At 42.6% G+C, this 17,378-nt stretch carries 14 protein-coding genes; 9 read left to right on the top strand and 5 right to left on the bottom strand.

Features of this window, described 5'->3' with window-relative positions; all coding sequences use genetic code 11:
* Nucleotides 1–235: 235 nt before the first annotated feature.
* Nucleotides 236–1,831, bottom strand: coding sequence for a hypothetical protein (locus JMX93_RS07945; RefSeq protein WP_499204390.1), 1,596 nt, complete (start codon nucleotides 1,829–1,831; stop codon nucleotides 236–238).
* 370 nt (nucleotides 1,832–2,201) lie between these two features.
* Between JMX93_RS07945 and JMX93_RS07940 the strand changes: the two genes are divergently transcribed.
* The 6 genes from JMX93_RS07940 (at nucleotide 2,202) to JMX93_RS07915 (ending at nucleotide 7,383) form a co-directional block, all read left to right on the top strand.
* Entirely contained in the window at nucleotides 2,202–2,810 is a 609-nt protein-coding gene (locus JMX93_RS07940; RefSeq protein WP_193011242.1) for a rhomboid family intramembrane serine protease, read from the top strand.
* Nucleotides 2,811–2,954: 144 nt separating this feature from the next.
* Nucleotides 2,955–3,920 (top strand): metallophosphoesterase, encoded by a 966-nt coding sequence (locus tag JMX93_RS07935; RefSeq protein ID WP_443517914.1) that lies wholly within the window; start codon nucleotides 2,955–2,957, stop codon nucleotides 3,918–3,920.
* Nucleotides 3,921–4,019: 99 nt separating this feature from the next.
* Nucleotides 4,020–4,580, top strand: coding sequence for a 5-(carboxyamino)imidazole ribonucleotide mutase (gene purE, locus JMX93_RS07930; RefSeq protein ID WP_193011244.1), 561 nt, complete (start codon nucleotides 4,020–4,022; stop codon nucleotides 4,578–4,580).
* Nucleotides 4,581–4,768: 188 nt separating this feature from the next.
* Nucleotides 4,769–6,121: a 5-(carboxyamino)imidazole ribonucleotide synthase gene (locus JMX93_RS07925; protein ID WP_443517913.1), complete on the top strand. Its 1,353-nt coding sequence runs from the start codon at nucleotides 4,769–4,771 to the stop codon at nucleotides 6,119–6,121.
* Nucleotides 6,121–6,570 (top strand): YaiI/YqxD family protein, encoded by a 450-nt coding sequence (locus JMX93_RS07920; RefSeq protein WP_087813938.1) that lies wholly within the window; start codon nucleotides 6,121–6,123, stop codon nucleotides 6,568–6,570. The genes JMX93_RS07925 and JMX93_RS07920 overlap by 1 nt, the downstream gene beginning before the upstream one ends.
* A 174-nt stretch (nucleotides 6,571–6,744) precedes the next feature.
* Nucleotides 6,745–7,383, top strand: coding sequence for an NAD(P)H-binding protein (locus JMX93_RS07915; protein ID WP_193011246.1), 639 nt, complete (start codon nucleotides 6,745–6,747; stop codon nucleotides 7,381–7,383).
* Between the two features lie 137 nt (nucleotides 7,384–7,520).
* Here JMX93_RS07915 and epmA read toward each other — a convergent pair whose 3' ends face one another.
* The 3 genes from epmA to JMX93_RS07900 form a co-directional block, all read right to left on the bottom strand.
* On the bottom strand, nucleotides 7,521–8,546 hold the full coding sequence (gene epmA / locus JMX93_RS07910; RefSeq protein WP_443517911.1) for an EF-P lysine aminoacylase EpmA: 1,026 nt from the start codon (nucleotides 8,544–8,546) through the stop codon (nucleotides 7,521–7,523).
* 72 nt (nucleotides 8,547–8,618) lie between these two features.
* A complete protein-coding gene (locus JMX93_RS07905; RefSeq protein ID WP_499204459.1) occupies nucleotides 8,619–9,731 on the bottom strand; it encodes a 4-phosphoerythronate dehydrogenase in 1,113 nt (370 codons plus the stop codon).
* A gap of 60 nt (nucleotides 9,732–9,791) precedes the next feature.
* Nucleotides 9,792–10,919, bottom strand: coding sequence for an AI-2E family transporter (locus JMX93_RS07900; protein WP_193011248.1), 1,128 nt, complete (start codon nucleotides 10,917–10,919; stop codon nucleotides 9,792–9,794).
* 849 nt (nucleotides 10,920–11,768) lie between these two features.
* Between JMX93_RS07900 and JMX93_RS07895 the strand changes: the two genes are divergently transcribed.
* Together JMX93_RS07895 and paeA are read left to right on the top strand one after the other, a co-directional pair.
* Nucleotides 11,769–13,460 (top strand): NAD+ synthase, encoded by a 1,692-nt coding sequence (locus tag JMX93_RS07895; protein ID WP_443517909.1) that lies wholly within the window; start codon nucleotides 11,769–11,771, stop codon nucleotides 13,458–13,460.
* A gap of 249 nt (nucleotides 13,461–13,709) precedes the next feature.
* Nucleotides 13,710–14,984 carry a polyamine export protein PaeA gene (gene paeA / locus JMX93_RS07890; RefSeq protein WP_193011250.1) on the top strand — a complete coding sequence of 425 codons (1,275 nt, stop codon included), beginning with the start codon at nucleotides 13,710–13,712 and terminating at the stop codon, nucleotides 14,982–14,984.
* A 97-nt stretch (nucleotides 14,985–15,081) separates the two neighbouring features.
* On the opposite strand, the gene JMX93_RS07885 is transcribed toward paeA, so the two are convergent.
* Entirely contained in the window at nucleotides 15,082–15,798 is a 717-nt protein-coding gene (locus JMX93_RS07885) for a YggS family pyridoxal phosphate-dependent enzyme (RefSeq protein ID WP_443517907.1), read from the bottom strand.
* A gap of 382 nt (nucleotides 15,799–16,180) precedes the next feature.
* On the opposite strand from JMX93_RS07885, the gene JMX93_RS07880 reads away from it, so the two are divergent.
* On the top strand, nucleotides 16,181–17,236 hold the full coding sequence (locus JMX93_RS07880; protein ID WP_045443495.1) for a type IV pilus twitching motility protein PilT: 1,056 nt from the start codon (nucleotides 16,181–16,183) through the stop codon (nucleotides 17,234–17,236).
* The last annotated feature ends 142 nt before the right edge of the window (nucleotides 17,237–17,378 follow it).

Here is a 17,378-nt window from a genome sequence, read left to right as displayed (position 1 = left end):
ACATGGCAAGTGATTACTCATTCATCCGTTGATAAACGATAAAGGAAGCAGTAAAAACTATGCATATATGAAGAAAATAAATCGTTTTTTCAGATGTTTTATAGTTTTTAGATACTTTTCATTGGGTATTGATAGAAAAAATGGTGACATAAGACACTTATCCCGCCATCCTTATTTAATCAGTTATCCCACTGAATAAATGATGGGATAATCGCTAAATAATCCTATTATCCCATCATTTATTCCTTACTTGTGCAGGTTCAGCGACAATGAGTGTGCTGGCCATATCATCTACCTCCGATTCTGAGATGGGGCCCGATGGTCTGTTATTCACTGGTGCGTTGTTAGGGATATTATTGGGAATATTGCGAACATTGTTGGCATTGTTATCGTTGGGTGCAGAATTAGGGGCAATACGATCGCCTGCATCATCATCTGCTGCTTGAAATTCTCCAGACCCACCGTTGTTATAGTCATTAGCATACTGATTGTTGGTAGCCCCATCATTTTCAAACTGATTATTCATATTATTCATTGCATTGGCATTGTTATTTTCAGGCAGCGGTAGCGGTGCAGTACTATCGATGACCATAGCAGGTACCAGAGTACGTATATCCGTAACCAATCGTTGCAATAGCGTACTATCTGGCGCTTCTAACATAAGACGGTCATTCTGCAAATGTAGGCGTGCAAATGGCGTAGACCTCATCATCGTCAAGACATTGGGCAGTACTTCCTCGGGTAAGTTGGCAATACTACTGGCAACCCCAGTCTGTACTGTCAATTCGCAAATACTCGCCTGCTCACCAAAGCTGGTATTGAGCGCTTGTTGCAAGGTACTTTGCAGCACTGCATTGCCGATGGTAGCACTACAGGTATACAGACTACCGCTGTTATCTACGCCCACGATTAGCTCAATAGGAGTCATCACCTGCGCTACTGGTTCGGGCGTTGGCGCTACCACAACAGGCGCTGCGGCAACCGCTTCTACAGGTGGCGCGTTGTTCGGTCTGATTAATATTGCCCAAGCAGCAAGCCCCATCGCGGCAATGGCTATGATTAATAAAACCACCCGTACCAGTAAATCATTGCGCTGATTGCGAGTGCGTACTTTTTCTTGCTTCATACTACTGTTTTCTGCCAAATGATGCGCTGACGGATTGGCATGAATGGCGTCAGTATCGCCTATCTTCATACTTTCTACATCAGTATTTCCGATATCAGTTTTATCTACTGTGTCAGCATTTTTCCTATAAGCGGCTGTCGCTGCGGTCATCGTGCTGGTATCTATATGAGAATTTTGCCGACCATCCAAAGACGTATCATGCGCTTGTACGCTATCAATATCTGCTGCGATGCTTGGGTGTACTTCTGATTCGCTATTGATGTTTTGAGGAGCAGTAATAATAGGTGCTGACCATATCGGTAAGTACTGACGCAGTGCCGCCTGCTCTCCCTGCAAGAACGCTGGCAAAAACTGGCCATTGGCCAATACTTTTAGCTCACGATAAGCCAATGGCGCGGCATTGATAAGCAGCTGTGACGTAGTAGACTCATCAATATGATGCGTGGCAGCCAGTTCTCGGATCATGAGCTGCTGTATGCCTTTATCTAGCCACAGCTGTTCGAACAGTGGACTTTCTGTGACTCTATCAACCATCACTTGCTCGGCGCGGATAAATTGTGAGTACACTTGCGGCAAGGCGAGACGTGATGCCAAGATGGCATAAAACTGCTCCAATAAGCTGATGTAAGCCACACTATCATGACTGTTGCGCTCACCTATGACAGCTGGCGTTACGGTCTTTTCTAATTGGTCGATAATACTCATAGATTACTGCCTCTTTCGGCGCTTATTTTAAATTTGCCAACGCATGAAATGTTTGTTTTATTTGTCGTTAGCGTCTGTATTCTTAGATACTGCTCTCATTTAGCCCGCCATTACCGTCAAGATACGAAGCATTACTCAATTTGCCTGACAGCCTGCTATATTATTCACTATAAAAGCATATAAATGCACTGTTTTGTCACATAATAAGTTTTTGCATTGTCATAACTACTGTTAGTATTACTTTATTATAAGTAGCTAATACTTAATAATTGATTGTCAGTCCTATAAATTTAGTTTGCACTCAGCCATAATGGTTAGGCTTTGAACATTGTCATTCATCACATATCAGGCGCAGCCTAAGGATTTTCCTTTGTTCAATCATACGACCCTTATCATTATTATCACCGTTATTGTCAGCTTAGTGGCATGGCAAAACAAAACAGTATTTAATCGACTCATTTTTTATCCACCAGCGGTAAGTAATGGTCAGTGGGACCGTTTTGTCACGCATGGCTTTATTCATGCCGATAGTATGCACTTGCTCTTCAATATGTTTACGTTATACTTTTTTGGTCGTGCTATTGAGGGACTATATCAGCCGTTCTTATTTGGTTATGGTTTCGTGGTTTTTTACGTATTGGCCATTATTATTGCGATGATTCCAAGCTACCTCAAGAATAAAAACAATGCGAGCTATTTAAGCCTTGGCGCATCAGGCGGTGTATCAGCCGTCTTGTTTGCTTTTATTTTGCTGGCACCGTGGGAGAAAATCTACCTATTCGCGATTATTCCTATACCTGCGATACTATTCGCCGTCGCTTATATCGCTTATAGTATCTATGCGGATAAACGGGGCGGCTCTAATATCAATCATATGGCGCATATGTGGGGCGGCGCGTTTGGGGTTATTGCCACGATTATTTTAGAACCGCAAGTCCTACCACATTTTATCAATGCGCTCTTATCACCTGGGTTATAAGCTTAATGATAAAACTCAGCAATAAAAACTGAAAACAGAACTCGGTTTATGATGGTAGTTCACGTCATTTAGCGATGAGTAATGTCGCTTTGTGTTTTGCGCAAACTTATACTTAACAAACTATTTAAGAATTTGATAATTATTATGATGATAGATGTTATCGGTGATATTCACGGCTACGCAGACAAGTTAGTTGGTTTATTAAAGCAGCTAGGTTATGTTCATAATGGTATGTACTTTGTACCACCAGCAGGGCATCGAGCGTTATTTATCGGTGATCTAATTGACCGAGGACCACAGCAATTGGCTACCCTGGAGATTGTTTTTGCCATGCTAGATGCTAACGTGGCGGATGCAGTAATGGGTAATCATGAATATAATGCCCTGACTTTTGCCACACTTGACCCTGATAACTCTAGCCAATATCTGCGTTCGCACAATGACATCCATACCCGCCAACATGCCGCATTTTTAGCCGAAGTAGCCTTTGGCTCAGAGCGTCATCAATATTGGCTTAATCGGTTATATGAGCTCCCCCTATGGATTGAAACCAAGTATGCTTGTTTTGTTCATGCCTGCTGGGATGTCGATAGTATGGCGGTACTTCAACCGTTATTGACTGACGATAACCGCTTAACACCGCACGGTCTAGTCGCCACTGCTAAAGAAAATACGGCGCCATTTGATGCGCTAGAGCGAGTATTAAAAGGCGTGGAAACAGCACTACCCGATGGCATGATCATGATCGATAAAGAAGGCACTGAGCGCAAGCGCGTGCGAGTGCGCTGGTGGCTTGACGGGCTTAATAAGCGCCGTCTTTATGAGGTGGCACGCGCACCTGCATCAGCATTGGCTCAGATTCCAAAAGAGGTATTGGCTGAAAATATTGATTTCGCTCTGAAAACGAATAAAGCGGTATTTGTCGGTCATTATTGGCTAACTGGCGCGCCTGAGCCGTTGAGTCCACAAGTTGCCTGCACTGATTATTCAGCGGCGGTAGACAGTGGCTATCTGACTTGTTATCAGCTTGATACTGAGCAGCCACTGCCACTAAAAGCCAGTAACTTTGTCCAATATCGCCATGATAAATCGGCAAACACCAATCCATAAAATTGGTGCTATTGCTCCCGCTTTGTTATTAAAAATTAAACTTGGCTTTACGAAGGCAACAAAACTTTTGTATGATGGTCTTTTTGAGGATATCAAAGCATGAGCACCACAACAGCTACTGTTAACACGATGGATCAAAACAGCCCTATCACCTCCCCTACTGGTCAGCCAAAAGTTGGCATTATTATGGGATCACAATCTGATTGGGCTACCATGAGTGCGGCAGCGCAATTGCTCGCAGACTTTGATATCGCTTTTGATTGTGAAGTAGTGTCAGCACACCGTACCCCTGATAGATTGTTTGACTATGCAAAAAATGCAAAAGATAACGGTCTACAAGTTATCATCGCAGGCGCTGGCGGTGCCGCACATCTGCCTGGCATGTGTGCTAGCCAAACGCCGCTACCTGTGTTTGGCGTCCCTGTAAAGTCTTCTATGCTCAGCGGTTGGGACAGCTTATTATCTATCGTACAGATGCCTAAAGGCGTCGCAGTTGGCACATTAGCCATTGGCTCAGCAGGCGCTTACAATGCTGCTCTGCTTGCGATTCAGGTATTGGCGTTGCATGATGAGACGATTGCGACTAAGCTTGATAATCTGCGCCAAACGCAAACTGATACCATCCTTGCCAGCCCAACGCCAGGTATTATCAATACCTAATTGCATGTTTTTGATAACGGTTTTTGAATCCCGTTATTTAGATATAGACGCTATTTACTTGATATTTTTTTAGATGGGTTTTACTTAATATAAGGTGCATGTAGTGCACCTTTTCCTATTTTAATAGATGACTTTTTGCATTTTAATACACCAAAAACATTATTCACTTTTAACTCAAAGAGCCTGCCATGACTACAGCGAACGCTTACCCTGTTACCCAAACCATTCGTACCATCGGTATTTTAGGCGGTGGTCAGCTTGGTATGATGCTTGCCGAAGCAGCGATGCCACTAGGCTACCAATGCGTGTTTTTAGAAGACAGCACTGACTGCCCTGCTGGCTTATACGGTCGTGTATTTCATAGCGATCAGTTAGCAGACTTCATCGCAGCAGCAGATGTTTTTACCTTAGAGTTTGAAAACACACCGACTGCGACAGTCGAACAGCTTACTGATTTGTCAAAATCAGGTAGCAAACAAGGCATGTTTCCGCCATTGATTGCGCTTGATATCGCTCAAGATCGCTTAAAAGAAAAGCAAATGTTCAATTCGCTTGATATTGCCACCGTACCCTTTATGGCTGTCAACTCTGAAGCTGAATTGCAGCAAGCCTGTCATGAATTAGGACTACCTATCGTCCTAAAAACCAGCCGTGGCGGTTATGATGGCAAAGGTCAGTTTGTGATTAGACAAGACAGTGATATCAAGGCAGCATGGCAAGATCTTAAAGATGCAGTTACGGGTAAGGGTTCACTAACGCCAACGCCTGCACCTTTGATTGCAGAAGGTTTTATTAACTTTAGCCGCGAGCTTTCTATTATCGCCGCACGCGCACAAAATGGTCAGGTTCGTTGCTACGATTTGGTCGAAAACCATCATCATAATGGTATTTTAGCCAAGACCCAAGCGCCTGCCGTTGGCACCAGTCATTTATTCAAACAAGCAACCGATGCCATCACCAAGATCATGAATCATTTAGACTATGTTGGTGTGATGGCACTTGAGCTCTTTGTGACCAAAGATGCGCGTGGTCATGACACACTACTCGCTAATGAAATTGCGCCGCGTGTACATAACTCTGGGCACTGGAGCATTGAAGGCGCTGTCACCAGCCAGTTCGAAAACCATATTCGCGCCGTCGTCAATCTGCCATTAGGTGATACCGACAACGTTCACCCAGCGATTATGCTCAATGTCTTGGGTCAATATCCAGATATCAGCGCCGTGCTAAATATTGATGGTGCACACTATCATAGCTACCATAAAGCAGAACGTGACGACCGCAAAATTGCGCATATTACATTGATGCCCAATGATGTTGCCGATTTAGAGCCTGCTTTAGCCAAGCTCATCGCTACGCTGCCCAATAAAATGGGACTTGAGAAAAAGCCCTCTTCGATTGATAGCCAGCCAAAAGCGTCAGATAGTCTAACCACTACTGACAATGACGACATTTTAGAGAGTACAGAAGTCCGCATTGAAGACAGCAAAATCAGTAAGGCTATCGACGCTAAGGCAAAAACAGAAAAGGTTAAGAAATAATGCAAATTTGGGTAGATGCCGATTCGGTGCCATTGATTGCCAAAGATTTGATTATCAAAACCGCTGAACGCACACAAACCATGGCAATATTCGTCGCCAATCAGCCGATTAAACTGCGTAAGTCACCACTACTTGTCATGACAGTGGTGCCATCAGGGTTCGATAAAGCCGATGACTATATCGTTGAGCAAATACAGCCAGGTGATCTGGCTATTACCAGCGACATTCCTTTGGCCAATGACATTTTGGACAAAGGTGGTATGGTCTTGACCTCTCGCGGCATGGTCTACGACAAAAATAATATCAAGCAAAAGCTCAATATGCGTGATTTTATGGATACCATGCGCGGTACTGGCGTGCTCGAGTTACAAGAAATGAGTGGTCAAAAACCTTATGGCGATCGTGATAAAAAAGCCTTTGCTGATGGATTAAACAAGTTGGTACGCTAGCTTTCAAATGCTTTGTTTTTAGTTTTTTGATCTTACCCACTTTGCAAACCGTATACACTCCATAACCAAACACTATGCAATCGGCACGCTTCATAACGAAGTGTGCCGTTTTTTCTTGATACGCTATATTCAGTTTTTACAACAACGATAACGTATATAAGAATAGGAATGACAATGAAAATTTTAGTAATTGGTGCAAGTGGTCGAGTGGGAACGGATTTGGTTAAGCAGCTATTAGCGGATAACCATCAAGTTATTGGCACGACACGCCAAAAAGAAAAATTGTTTAACGATGACAATTATAGCCAGCTAGATTTAGATATCACCGCCGAAAAAGAGGCTATACAAAAGCAAATTGATCGAGATATTGACACTGTTTATTTCGTTGCAGGGTCTGGCGGCAAAGACGTCTTAGAAGTAGATTTACACGGGGCGGTCAAGACCATGCAAGCTGTAGAAGATAAAGGTATTAAACGCTATATCATGCTCAGCACCGTCTTTTCATTAGACACCAGTAAATGGGACAATGCTGGTATTGCTGACCTAAAAGAATACTATATCTGCAAGCATTACGCAGATCAGTGGTTGATTAATAACAGTAGCCTTGACTACACCATCGTTCAAGCAGGGGCGCTAAAAGAGCGCGAAGCAACTGGTAAAATCACTGTCAACGATGATAATGCTGGTGAAAACTCAATTGCCGATGTGGCTACTACTTTGGCAGCTGTCCTAAATGCCGATAATACCATCAAGAAAGTCTTTAGTATGCATAACGGTGAGACTGCGATTGATGAGGCTATTGCACAGTTATAATAAATAAAACGATAATTTATAGCACTTAGACCAACAAAAAATCGAGTAAGTCTTATAGGCTTACTCGATTTTTGATGATGAGCTTAGTTTTATGAGGGGTTGCCAAATAAACGATTCTGTTCAGACTTTCCAAAACACTAAGCCAAACCGCTTGGAAACGAAATCACATCCTCTAAGCTATTCTCGCCTGTGATCACCATGAGTAATCTATCGATACCAACGGCGATACCGCTACAAGGAATTAAAGCATCAGACGCTGCTAATAAATGCTCATCGATTGGCATTTGGGGCAGGTTATGACGCTTACGCAGTTGATTGTCTCGCTCAAACCGTTCTCTTAACGCCTGTCCATCTGCCAGCTCATCATAAGCGTTGGCAATCTCAATGCCATTGATATATAGCTCAAAGCGTTTGGCGACTGTATTGCCCTCTTTATCCACAGCTGTTTTTGCCAGTGCAGCCGTCGCAGGCGGATATTCTATAATCAAGGTCGGTAAGTCGTGACCTAAGTTTGGCTCGACCGCATGACTAAACAGCAAATCCAACCAGCTTTGACGAATATCTGCTTCGCCATCTTCTGTGTTATCCAAGTCGCTATTAAAATCAAAACCTGTCAACCCCTTATCTTCTGCCACCGCTTGCAAGGAATCGAGGCTAGCTGTCAGTGGATGTATGCCGACAAAATCCATAAATGCATCAACATAGCGGTAATGACTCATCACCACTGAATGCCCATAAAGCGCCGCTAATAATTCACTCAGCTCAGCCGCCATATCATCCAGACTATAATTCGGCTGATACCACTCAAGCATGGTAAATTCGATATTATGGCGTACGCCTATTTCGTTATCTCGAAATACGGAGCAAATTTGATAGATGGGCACTTGCCAGCTGGCAAGTAAACGCTTCATGGCAAACTCAGGCGAGGTATGCAAATAATAAGTACAGGGTTTATCTTGGTAAGTCACTTGTGCGGCGACTGATTGTAAGAAAGTATCGGTATTGCCAGCCTGCGATAATAGCGGTGTTTGAACTTCAAGCACTTGATGCGTGGCGAAAAACTGACGAATGGTGCTCATCAATTGCGCACGCTGCTGAGCCATTGCCAAGGTCATGGTCGGCGCATAGCTGGATTTAGAAGAAGAGTTACTTGCTGGGATCATTATTATTTACTGCAATTTAAGGATAAAAATAAGTTTTGAGATACTACTTTAGATTTTAAGACTGCCTAACTTTTACCACTGCCATTCGCGGCGTAAGCGATAATCTCGGCGCAACTGATCAAAGTCAGCACCCTTTACTTGACCGTCAGCCAGCTTGCTTCTTAGTAAAGCATCATCGTGCATGATGTCATAAAACTTAATCAGTCTGTCTGGATACATTTTTAGTTCAGACCATAAAAACATATTGAGCGGCAGTAAACTATGCATGGACTGAACGGGTGCCACTGCCAATTTTTCACAGAGCGCATCATAGATGATTTGCGTACCACGCAGTTTTCCTTCGACCGTATAACCTGCGATATGCGGGGTAGCGATAGCCAGTTTGGACAATAAGCGCTCAGAAATCTCTGGTTCAAACTCAAACACGTCAAGCACTACTTGGCGATCTGTGTGCTCAATATCTACTTCTAAATCACACGCATTAATGACTGGTCCGCGCGCACTGTTAATCAGCAAGGTATGCGCAGGCATCATTGCTAACGTATTTGCATCAATAAGATGCTTTGTTGGATAATCACTACCACTAGGGTGCGTACCATCTTTTTTGTCGGTTAAAGGCACATGCAAGCTCACTGCATCGCTTTGGCTCAGCACTTGCTCAAGGCTGGCATTATTCATATTCGATGCAGGCAATAGTGGATCATAAACTAGTACCTGCCAGCCCAAATCAATAGCATACTGAGCAAGCGTGCTGCCAATATTACCAAGACCTATGATACCTAAGGTGACTGGCGGCATCGTTTGCTGCCAATATTGCGGACGCAACGTCAAAATCGCTGTCAATACATACTGCGCGACAGAATGCTTACTACATCCAGCCGCATTGGCGAAAGTGATATTGCGCGCTGCCAAATAGTCTTGATCGACATGATCGGTACCGATAGTCGCCGAACCAACAAATTTTACGCTGTTGTTATTGGCCAGCAGTGCCTCTCCTACTGGCGTCACCGAGCGTATCAACAGCACATCAGGTTGTAATTCTGCGAGCAATTGCGCATTGATATCACGTCCAGCGATGGTAATGATATTGACCGTCTGCTCAGATACCTGCCCAAGCATTGAAGCATTAAAAAACGCATTCAAGCTAGCGATATTGCTATCGGCCACGATAGTAATATTGTCAATAGGGTTCGCTCTATTTTTCATAGCGTTTGCAGCACTATCATTTAACATGACTATGTATCTCTACTCTGGTTCATTTACTGGTGGCAACGGTTGATCGTCAGACAATACCAAATCCTGCGGGGCAAATATCTCATTTTTATGCTGCGATATCCATTCTCGCCATACCGCCAATCCGATGGCTAGTACCACAGGACCGATGAATAAACCAACAAAGCCAAAAGCCGTTAGGCCACCTAATACACCAATAAAAATAATAATAAAAGGGATTTTGGTCGCACCACTAATCACAATAGGACGGATGAGATTGTCAACCCAGCTGATAACCAAGGTACCCCATAGCGCCAAGCCAATTCCTTCTACGGTATGGCCTTGGCTTAACAACCAAATGGATACACCACCCCACACAAATGGTGTACCAAACGGAATCAGGGCGATAATAAAGGTTACGATAGTTAATAAGATAGGACTTGGTGCACCAGCGAAGTAGTAACCCACACCTGCGAGCAGTGCTTGTGCCAATGCCGTCAAACCAATACCATAAACCACCGCACGCGTGGTCGTACCCACAGAATCAATATAACCATCAATGCGATTACCAATGATATTACGCAGTGCTTGACGGATCTGGCGAACCAAACTGGTACCATCACGATAAAAGAAAAACAACGTCATCAGCGCCATACCTAACTTGGCAAGACCGCTAAACAACACATCAAATGCGACTTTGCCATAATATAAATGTGACTGTACCCAAATGCGAAACGCTTCTAGCGTCCCTTCTGGGTTTTTATTAATTCTCCACAGCACATCTTTAACTTGCTGGCCGATAACAGGTAAGTCTTTGATAGAATCAGGCACATCTAAATAGCCAACTTTGATACGATAAATCAAGTTGCTGATTAGGCTCAAAGCTTCTTGTTGTAGAATAAAAACACCGATAACCAGTGGCACACCTATCATTAAGGAGATACTCACCGTCATAATAGCGGCGCTAAAATTAGGACTCAGTTTTACTTTTTCATAAAAAAAGTTATAAATAGGAAAAGTAACATACGCTAAAATTGCCGCCCATAGTGCCGGTACAATAAAAAACTGTACCACTTGAAAACACAATACGAACAGCACCACCAATAAAGTAATGGCCAGTAAGCGCTGAATAATAAATTCTTTTGTCCAGTTTTCAATCATAGCGTATAAACCAAGAGCGGACAGCAAAGATCTATCATGACTTTGCTGGCAAGTTTATAAATGTGTGATGAATATCAACTCACAGACTGTGCCCATAAAAAGACCCTATCCATAAGCGGTACCCATTAGCGAGGGGTGTAAACAATCAGTGCCAGTAAAACCTGCTTTGAGAGCGTCAAATCGTAGCATACCGTAACATAATTACGGACGATAGTTTTGGCTAAAGCAAGATAAATATCAAGCGATTATCATGGCTTATTATGCAGCAAAATACGACAATGATATAACGCTATGTTGTAATCTTTACTTACAACTTTCTCTATACAAGCTTACTAGATGATGACACTAATAGATAGAAGGTCATACATGGATTTAACATGTAAAAACAATGAACTAAAAGCCTGTTTTATATTCACGCTGTAAACAGGGCTGTTGCAAGGTAATTCACTGGCGCGTTCTATTTGTAGCGACAATTGATGTTATACTAAAGCAATTATTTTAAGCTTTTCAATAGCATTAAGCCCGTTTGTTATTATCTATTTGAATCGTTATACAGATATAGCATTTTTCAAACGATATGTCACAACCCTCTTTTATCGTCATTCTATAGACTATCATAAGATCCAACCTTTAGAGCGGCGTTACAACGTTGAATATGATGCGTAAGCAAGCGCTGATATGCATCATCATAAAGGCTTATGCATGATGTAAGCTCATCATCTCGGTTCACTATTAGAATTCGATATGACAGAGTGCTATTTTGAGTAAATTTCGGACTTACTTTGATTTTATTTTAAATCAATAATGACCCACCAAATTTTAAACCATATATCGATAGGAACAATAACAATGTCAAAAGACAATGATAATCCCAATATAACTCCCTCAACTGAGGTCCGTAAGACCAATAAAATCCAAGAAACGGTTACTTTTGCATTGGCCCAGTCGCATTTTTTGGTTGGTGATATCACTACCAATGCCGAAAAAATGCGTACACTCGCATTGCAAGCTCGCGAGCAAGGTGCAGATGTCATTATTTTCCCAGAACTTGCTTTATTAGGTTACCCACCGCAAGATTTATTATTACGCCCAAGCTTATCTGGCCGCATCAAAAGCGCCTTGTCTACTTTAAGTGATATCGATGACATCGTGATGATTGTCGGTTACCCACATGTCGACCATCATGGTACTTTCAACTCAGCTGCTATCTTGCATAATGGTCATCAAAAAGGCTTTTATCATAAGCAAATCTTGCCAAATTATGGCGTATTTGATGAGCGTCGTTATTTTGATAAAGGTCGTAATCAAGTTTTATTTGACTATAAAGGCATCACTATCGGTCTGCTCATCTGTGAAGACCTGTGGGAAAAAGGCCCTATTGCCGAGCTTAAAAAGCAAGGTGCTGATCTGATTGTTAGCTTGAATGCCTCACCTTTTGAGATCGAAAAACAAGACAATCGTAAAACGATGCTGGCCAAGCGTAGCCGTGAAAATAATTTGCCTATTGTGTATGTCAACGCCGTTGGCGGTCAAGACGACTTGGTGTTTGACGGTGGTTCTATGGCGATACAAGCTGACGGTAGCGTTGCACACGAAGCACCGCGTTTCATGAATCAGCTATTACTAGCCACGTTAGATGTCAAAACGGCCAAGTTCGACAGTCAATCTAAAGCGCCATTAACGCTGAGCCGTGAGTCAGAGATGTATCAAGCATTGGTCGTTGGCCTGCGCGACTACGTCAACCATTCAGGATTCACTGGTATCATTGTTGGGTTATCAGGTGGTATTGATTCAGCATTGACGCTATGTATCGCGGTTGATGCCTTGGGCGCTGACAAGGTATATGCAGTGATGATGCCTTATGAATATACTTCTCAAATCAGTCTAGAAGATGCCCAAGCACAGGCACGCCGCTTAAACGTTTCTTATACGGTTTGTCCTATTTTTGATGCGGTTGAAGGCATTCGTCATACTCTAGCCCCACTATTTAACAAATCCCCAGCAGACACTACTGAAGAAAATATTCAGGCGCGTGCACGCGGTGTGGTATTGATGGCATTGTCCAACAAGTTTGGGCATTTAGTCATTACCACTGGTAATAAGTCTGAGTTGGCCGTTGGCTATTCGACATTATATGGTGATATGGCAGGCGGCTTTGATGTGCTAAAAGACGTTTATAAGTCGCAGGTTTATAAATTAGCCAGCTATCGCAACCGCTTGGAAGACACCCCTGTCATCCCTGAGCGCGTCATCACTCGCCCGCCATCTGCTGAGTTACGCCCAGACCAAAAAGACCAAGACAGCTTGCCTGACTATGATGTGTTAGATGGCATCTTAATGTCATACATCGATGAAGATATGGGCTATCAAGACATTGTTAATAAAGGCTTTGAGGCTGAAATGGTCGCAAAAGTCATCAAGATGGTAGACAATAGTGAATATAAGCGTTTACAAGCGCCAATTGGCACCAAAATTAGCCACAAAGCCTTTGGACGTGAACGCCGTTATCCATTAGTGAATAAATGGTCAGTAAAAGGCTAAATTAGATTAACCAGCTTTGCTTGCCCTACTTTTATTATGTAGAACGCGAGCAACACGGCTAGCTTAATACTTTTATAAAAACTCAAATTTATTGACGATTAGCTGGGTGCTTACCCAGCTTTTTTAGTTTTTATAAACCAATTTTTAGCGCCAAGCTGTTATAAAAACCACTTTCTTTTTTGTATTTCCAACCCATTCATTCTTTAATTCCAATTATTTTAATCCTTATATTTTTTTACCGAGTATGTCATGAGTTTGCTAACTGCTAGTATCTTTCTTCTGTTATTGCTTGCCCTAAGCGCCTTTGTATCCGCTGCCGAGATTGCCATCGCTGCTGGTCGCAAAATCAAGCTACAAATCATGGCAAAAGAAGGGGATGTCCGCGCATTTGACGTCCTTAAAATGCAAGAGCACCCTGGCAGTTTTATTACTGTCGTGCAGGTGGTTTTAAACGCCGTTGCTATCTCGGCTGGTGCGGTAGGTGAGTCAGCTATCAGCCCTTATCTAGAGCTTTTGGTGAAGAATGAAGCAGTGTCATCCGTCATATCATTTGTCCTGATCACCAGTTTGTTTTCTCTGCTCGCTGATTTGATGCCCAGACGATTGGCGATGTCAAACACTGAAGTGATCGCGGTACGCCTCGTACGACCAATGATGCTATTGATCTTTATATTCAAACCAGTGATTTGGATATTTGATGGTGCAGCAAATCTCATCTTTGAATTACTGGGTATTTCAACCATACGGCAGGACGATATGACGCCAGAAGATATTTATGCCGTCATGGATGCAGGTGCTGAAGCTGGTGTGCTCAAAAAACAAGAACATCATCTGATAGAAAATATCTTTGACATGCAAGAGCGCACAGTAACGTCAGTGATGAATCCACGTGAAAATATCGTTTATTTTGATACCAAAACGAGCACTGAAAAAGTCGTTGAAGTGATGATTGAACAGCCACATAATAAGTTTTTGGTCTGTCAGGATGATGACTTAGAGCATATTATTGGTTATGTAGAATCACGTAGCTTTTTGGCATTGGTTCTTAATCAGCAAGAGGTCAGCTTAACAGACAAAGCGCTATTAAAACCTGCACTCTTCGTTCCTGATACCTTGTCCTTGTTTGAAGTGTTAGAGATGTTTAAGTCTACAGGCGCTGACTTTGCCGTCATCGTGAATGAGTATGGCTTGGTAGTGGGTGTTATCACGCTTAAGGATGTGATGAGTATCGTCATGGGGGAGCTTGTAACCTTGGAGGAGCAGCCAATTGTTCAACGTACTGATAACTCATGGCTAATCGATGGAATGACTCCTATCGAAGACGTTGTACGCGCTTTAGATATTGTCAATCTGCCACGCAGTCAGAACTATGAAACCATTAGTGGCTTCATGATGTACATGCTACGCAAAATCCCAAAGAAAACCGATACTATCGAGTATGCCAATTATCGATTTGAAATTATCGCGACTGACAACCTCAAAATAACTCAGATGCTGGTGACCAAACTTGATGAAACTGTCTAATAAGCAGCACTGAGTTAATCTAGAACGTGTCATCAATCAAAGCATTTTTATTTTTATCTTCGTAATCTGAGGGATGATATATCTAATAAATAAAAAGTTAAGATCGTGTACCAAATATGGCGGTACCAACGCGCACCATCGTCGAACCGTTGGCTATCGCCTCTGTCATATCACCGCTCATGCCCATGCTTAGGGTATCCCAAGCATTTAGCTCTGCATGAGTTTCTTTAATCTCATCAAACAACTGCTTGGTTCGGGTAAAAGCATCCGTACCTACCTTAGCAGGAATAATCATCAAACCACGCAGCTGTAACCTGTCATAGCCCTTGATGGCAGTTATTAACTCCGGCAGCTGTGCTGGCAGGCAGCCTGATTTGCTTTCTTCGTTATCCATATTCAACTGAATCAAGACATTCAATGGTGGCAGCTCAGCTGGACGCTGGTCATTTAAACGCTTAGCAATAATGTCACGCTCAACCGTTTGCACCCAATCGAAATGCTCAGCAATATCGCGGGTCTTATTGCGCTGTATACTACCAATATAGTGCCAAATAATGTCTTTAGTTTCTGGCTGTCGTTTTAGCGTATCGATTTTTTCGATGGCTTCTTGCAGATAATTTTCACCAAAGTGCTGCTGTCCTTGCTGAGCCAAAGTAGCAATCATATCGGCAGGTTTGGTCTTGGAAACTGCCAGTAGCGTCACACTATCCGCTTGTCGTGCGGCACGCTCACACGCTTGAGTCATTTGCTTGCTAACTTGCTGCCAGCTCGCAATAAGATTTTGGCTATCACTGTTATTTTCTATTTCTTTCATATATTACTCACGAGAATAATTGAATCCATTTTTTAATCAGTCACTTTTCATGACTTCTATAATGGGCTTTTATTAATTATGGTTAAACTTTTTATAAGTGTCTTTTAATGTAGAAAAACTCGATAAGCATCAATCTTAAATCGACACTCATAATGACTAATTTTACATTTTCTTGCGGTAGTAGATGGTTAATTGTCAGTAGTCTTGTTATTATATTGTTACATGGTTTAACATATGCTACTGAATATAATAGTAATGGTAAAGACTGTCGCTACTCCTTTATTGACGTGACCGACTTTAATTAGATCGTTTATCGATTGGTAATCACTCCCCTTTTTTGCTCTTTTGTCCTACCCTTATTGATTGATAGGAATATCCGATTATGGCTGAAAAAAACAATTTAAGTATCGAAGACTTGCTACGCTTCACGGTTAAGCATAAAGCATCGGATTTACATATTTCAGCCGGTATGCCAGCAATGATACGTGTTGATGGTGAAATGACTCGTATTAATATGCCAGAGATGACTCATCAGGTTGTGCATCAGCTTATTTATGACATCATGAACGATAAACAGCGTGCTGACTTTGAAGAATTTTATGAGACGGATTTCTCTTTTGAGATTCCTAACCTAGCACGTTTTCGGGTAAATGCATTCAATCAAAATCGCGGTGCAGGTGCTGTATTTCGTACTATTCCTTCCAAAGTTTTGACAATGGAAGACCTCGGCATGGGTGATGTGTTTAAACGTGTGTCAGACTTTAAGCGTGGCGTGGTGTTGGTCACAGGCCCAACTGGTTCGGGTAAATCAACAACGCTGGCTGCCATGATTGACTATATCAATGAAAGCCGTAAAGAACATATTTTGACCATTGAAGATCCGATTGAATTTGTCCACGACTCCAAGAAAAGTCTGATTAACCAGCGTGAAGTACATCGTGACACCTTGGGTTTCGAGCCTGCATTGCGCTCTGCGCTACGTGAGGATCCCGATGTGATTTTGGTCGGTGAGCTACGTGACCTTGAGACCATTCGATTAGCATTGACAGCAGCAGAGACTGGTCACTTAGTATTTGGCACCCTACACACCAGTTCAGCCGCTAAAACCATTGACCGTGTCATTGATGTATTCCCCGCCGCAGAAAAAGACATGATTCGAGCAATGCTATCAGAGTCACTACAAGCCGTTATCTCACAAACGCTTTTGCGTCGTCAAGCAGGCGGACGTGTAGCAGCACATGAAATCATGCTCGGCACACCCGCTATCCGTAACTTGATACGTGAGAATAAAATCGCTCAAATGTACTCTGCTATCCAAACAGGTGCGGGTGAAGGTATGATTACTCTGGATCAAACGCTCAAAAACTTAGTAGCAAAAGGCACCATTAGTAAAGACGTAGCCCGCCCTTACGCCAAACAGCCTGAGGCATTTTTGTAATATTATTAATCGTGCGTCACTGCCTTATAATGACTGATGTGTGAGTCAATAATACAAACATTCATGAGTCATGATATGCCCTACTTTTATTGCTACTGGTTATTATTAGCGATTTTTAAAACATGATTTTAAATACTTTTTT

Origin of the sequence: Psychrobacter muriicola 2pS, from assembly GCF_904846535.1 — a bacterium.
In the GTDB taxonomy this organism is placed as follows: domain Bacteria; phylum Pseudomonadota; class Gammaproteobacteria; order Pseudomonadales; family Moraxellaceae; genus Psychrobacter; species Psychrobacter aquimaris.
This window is presented reverse-complemented; position numbering and strand designations above follow the sequence as displayed.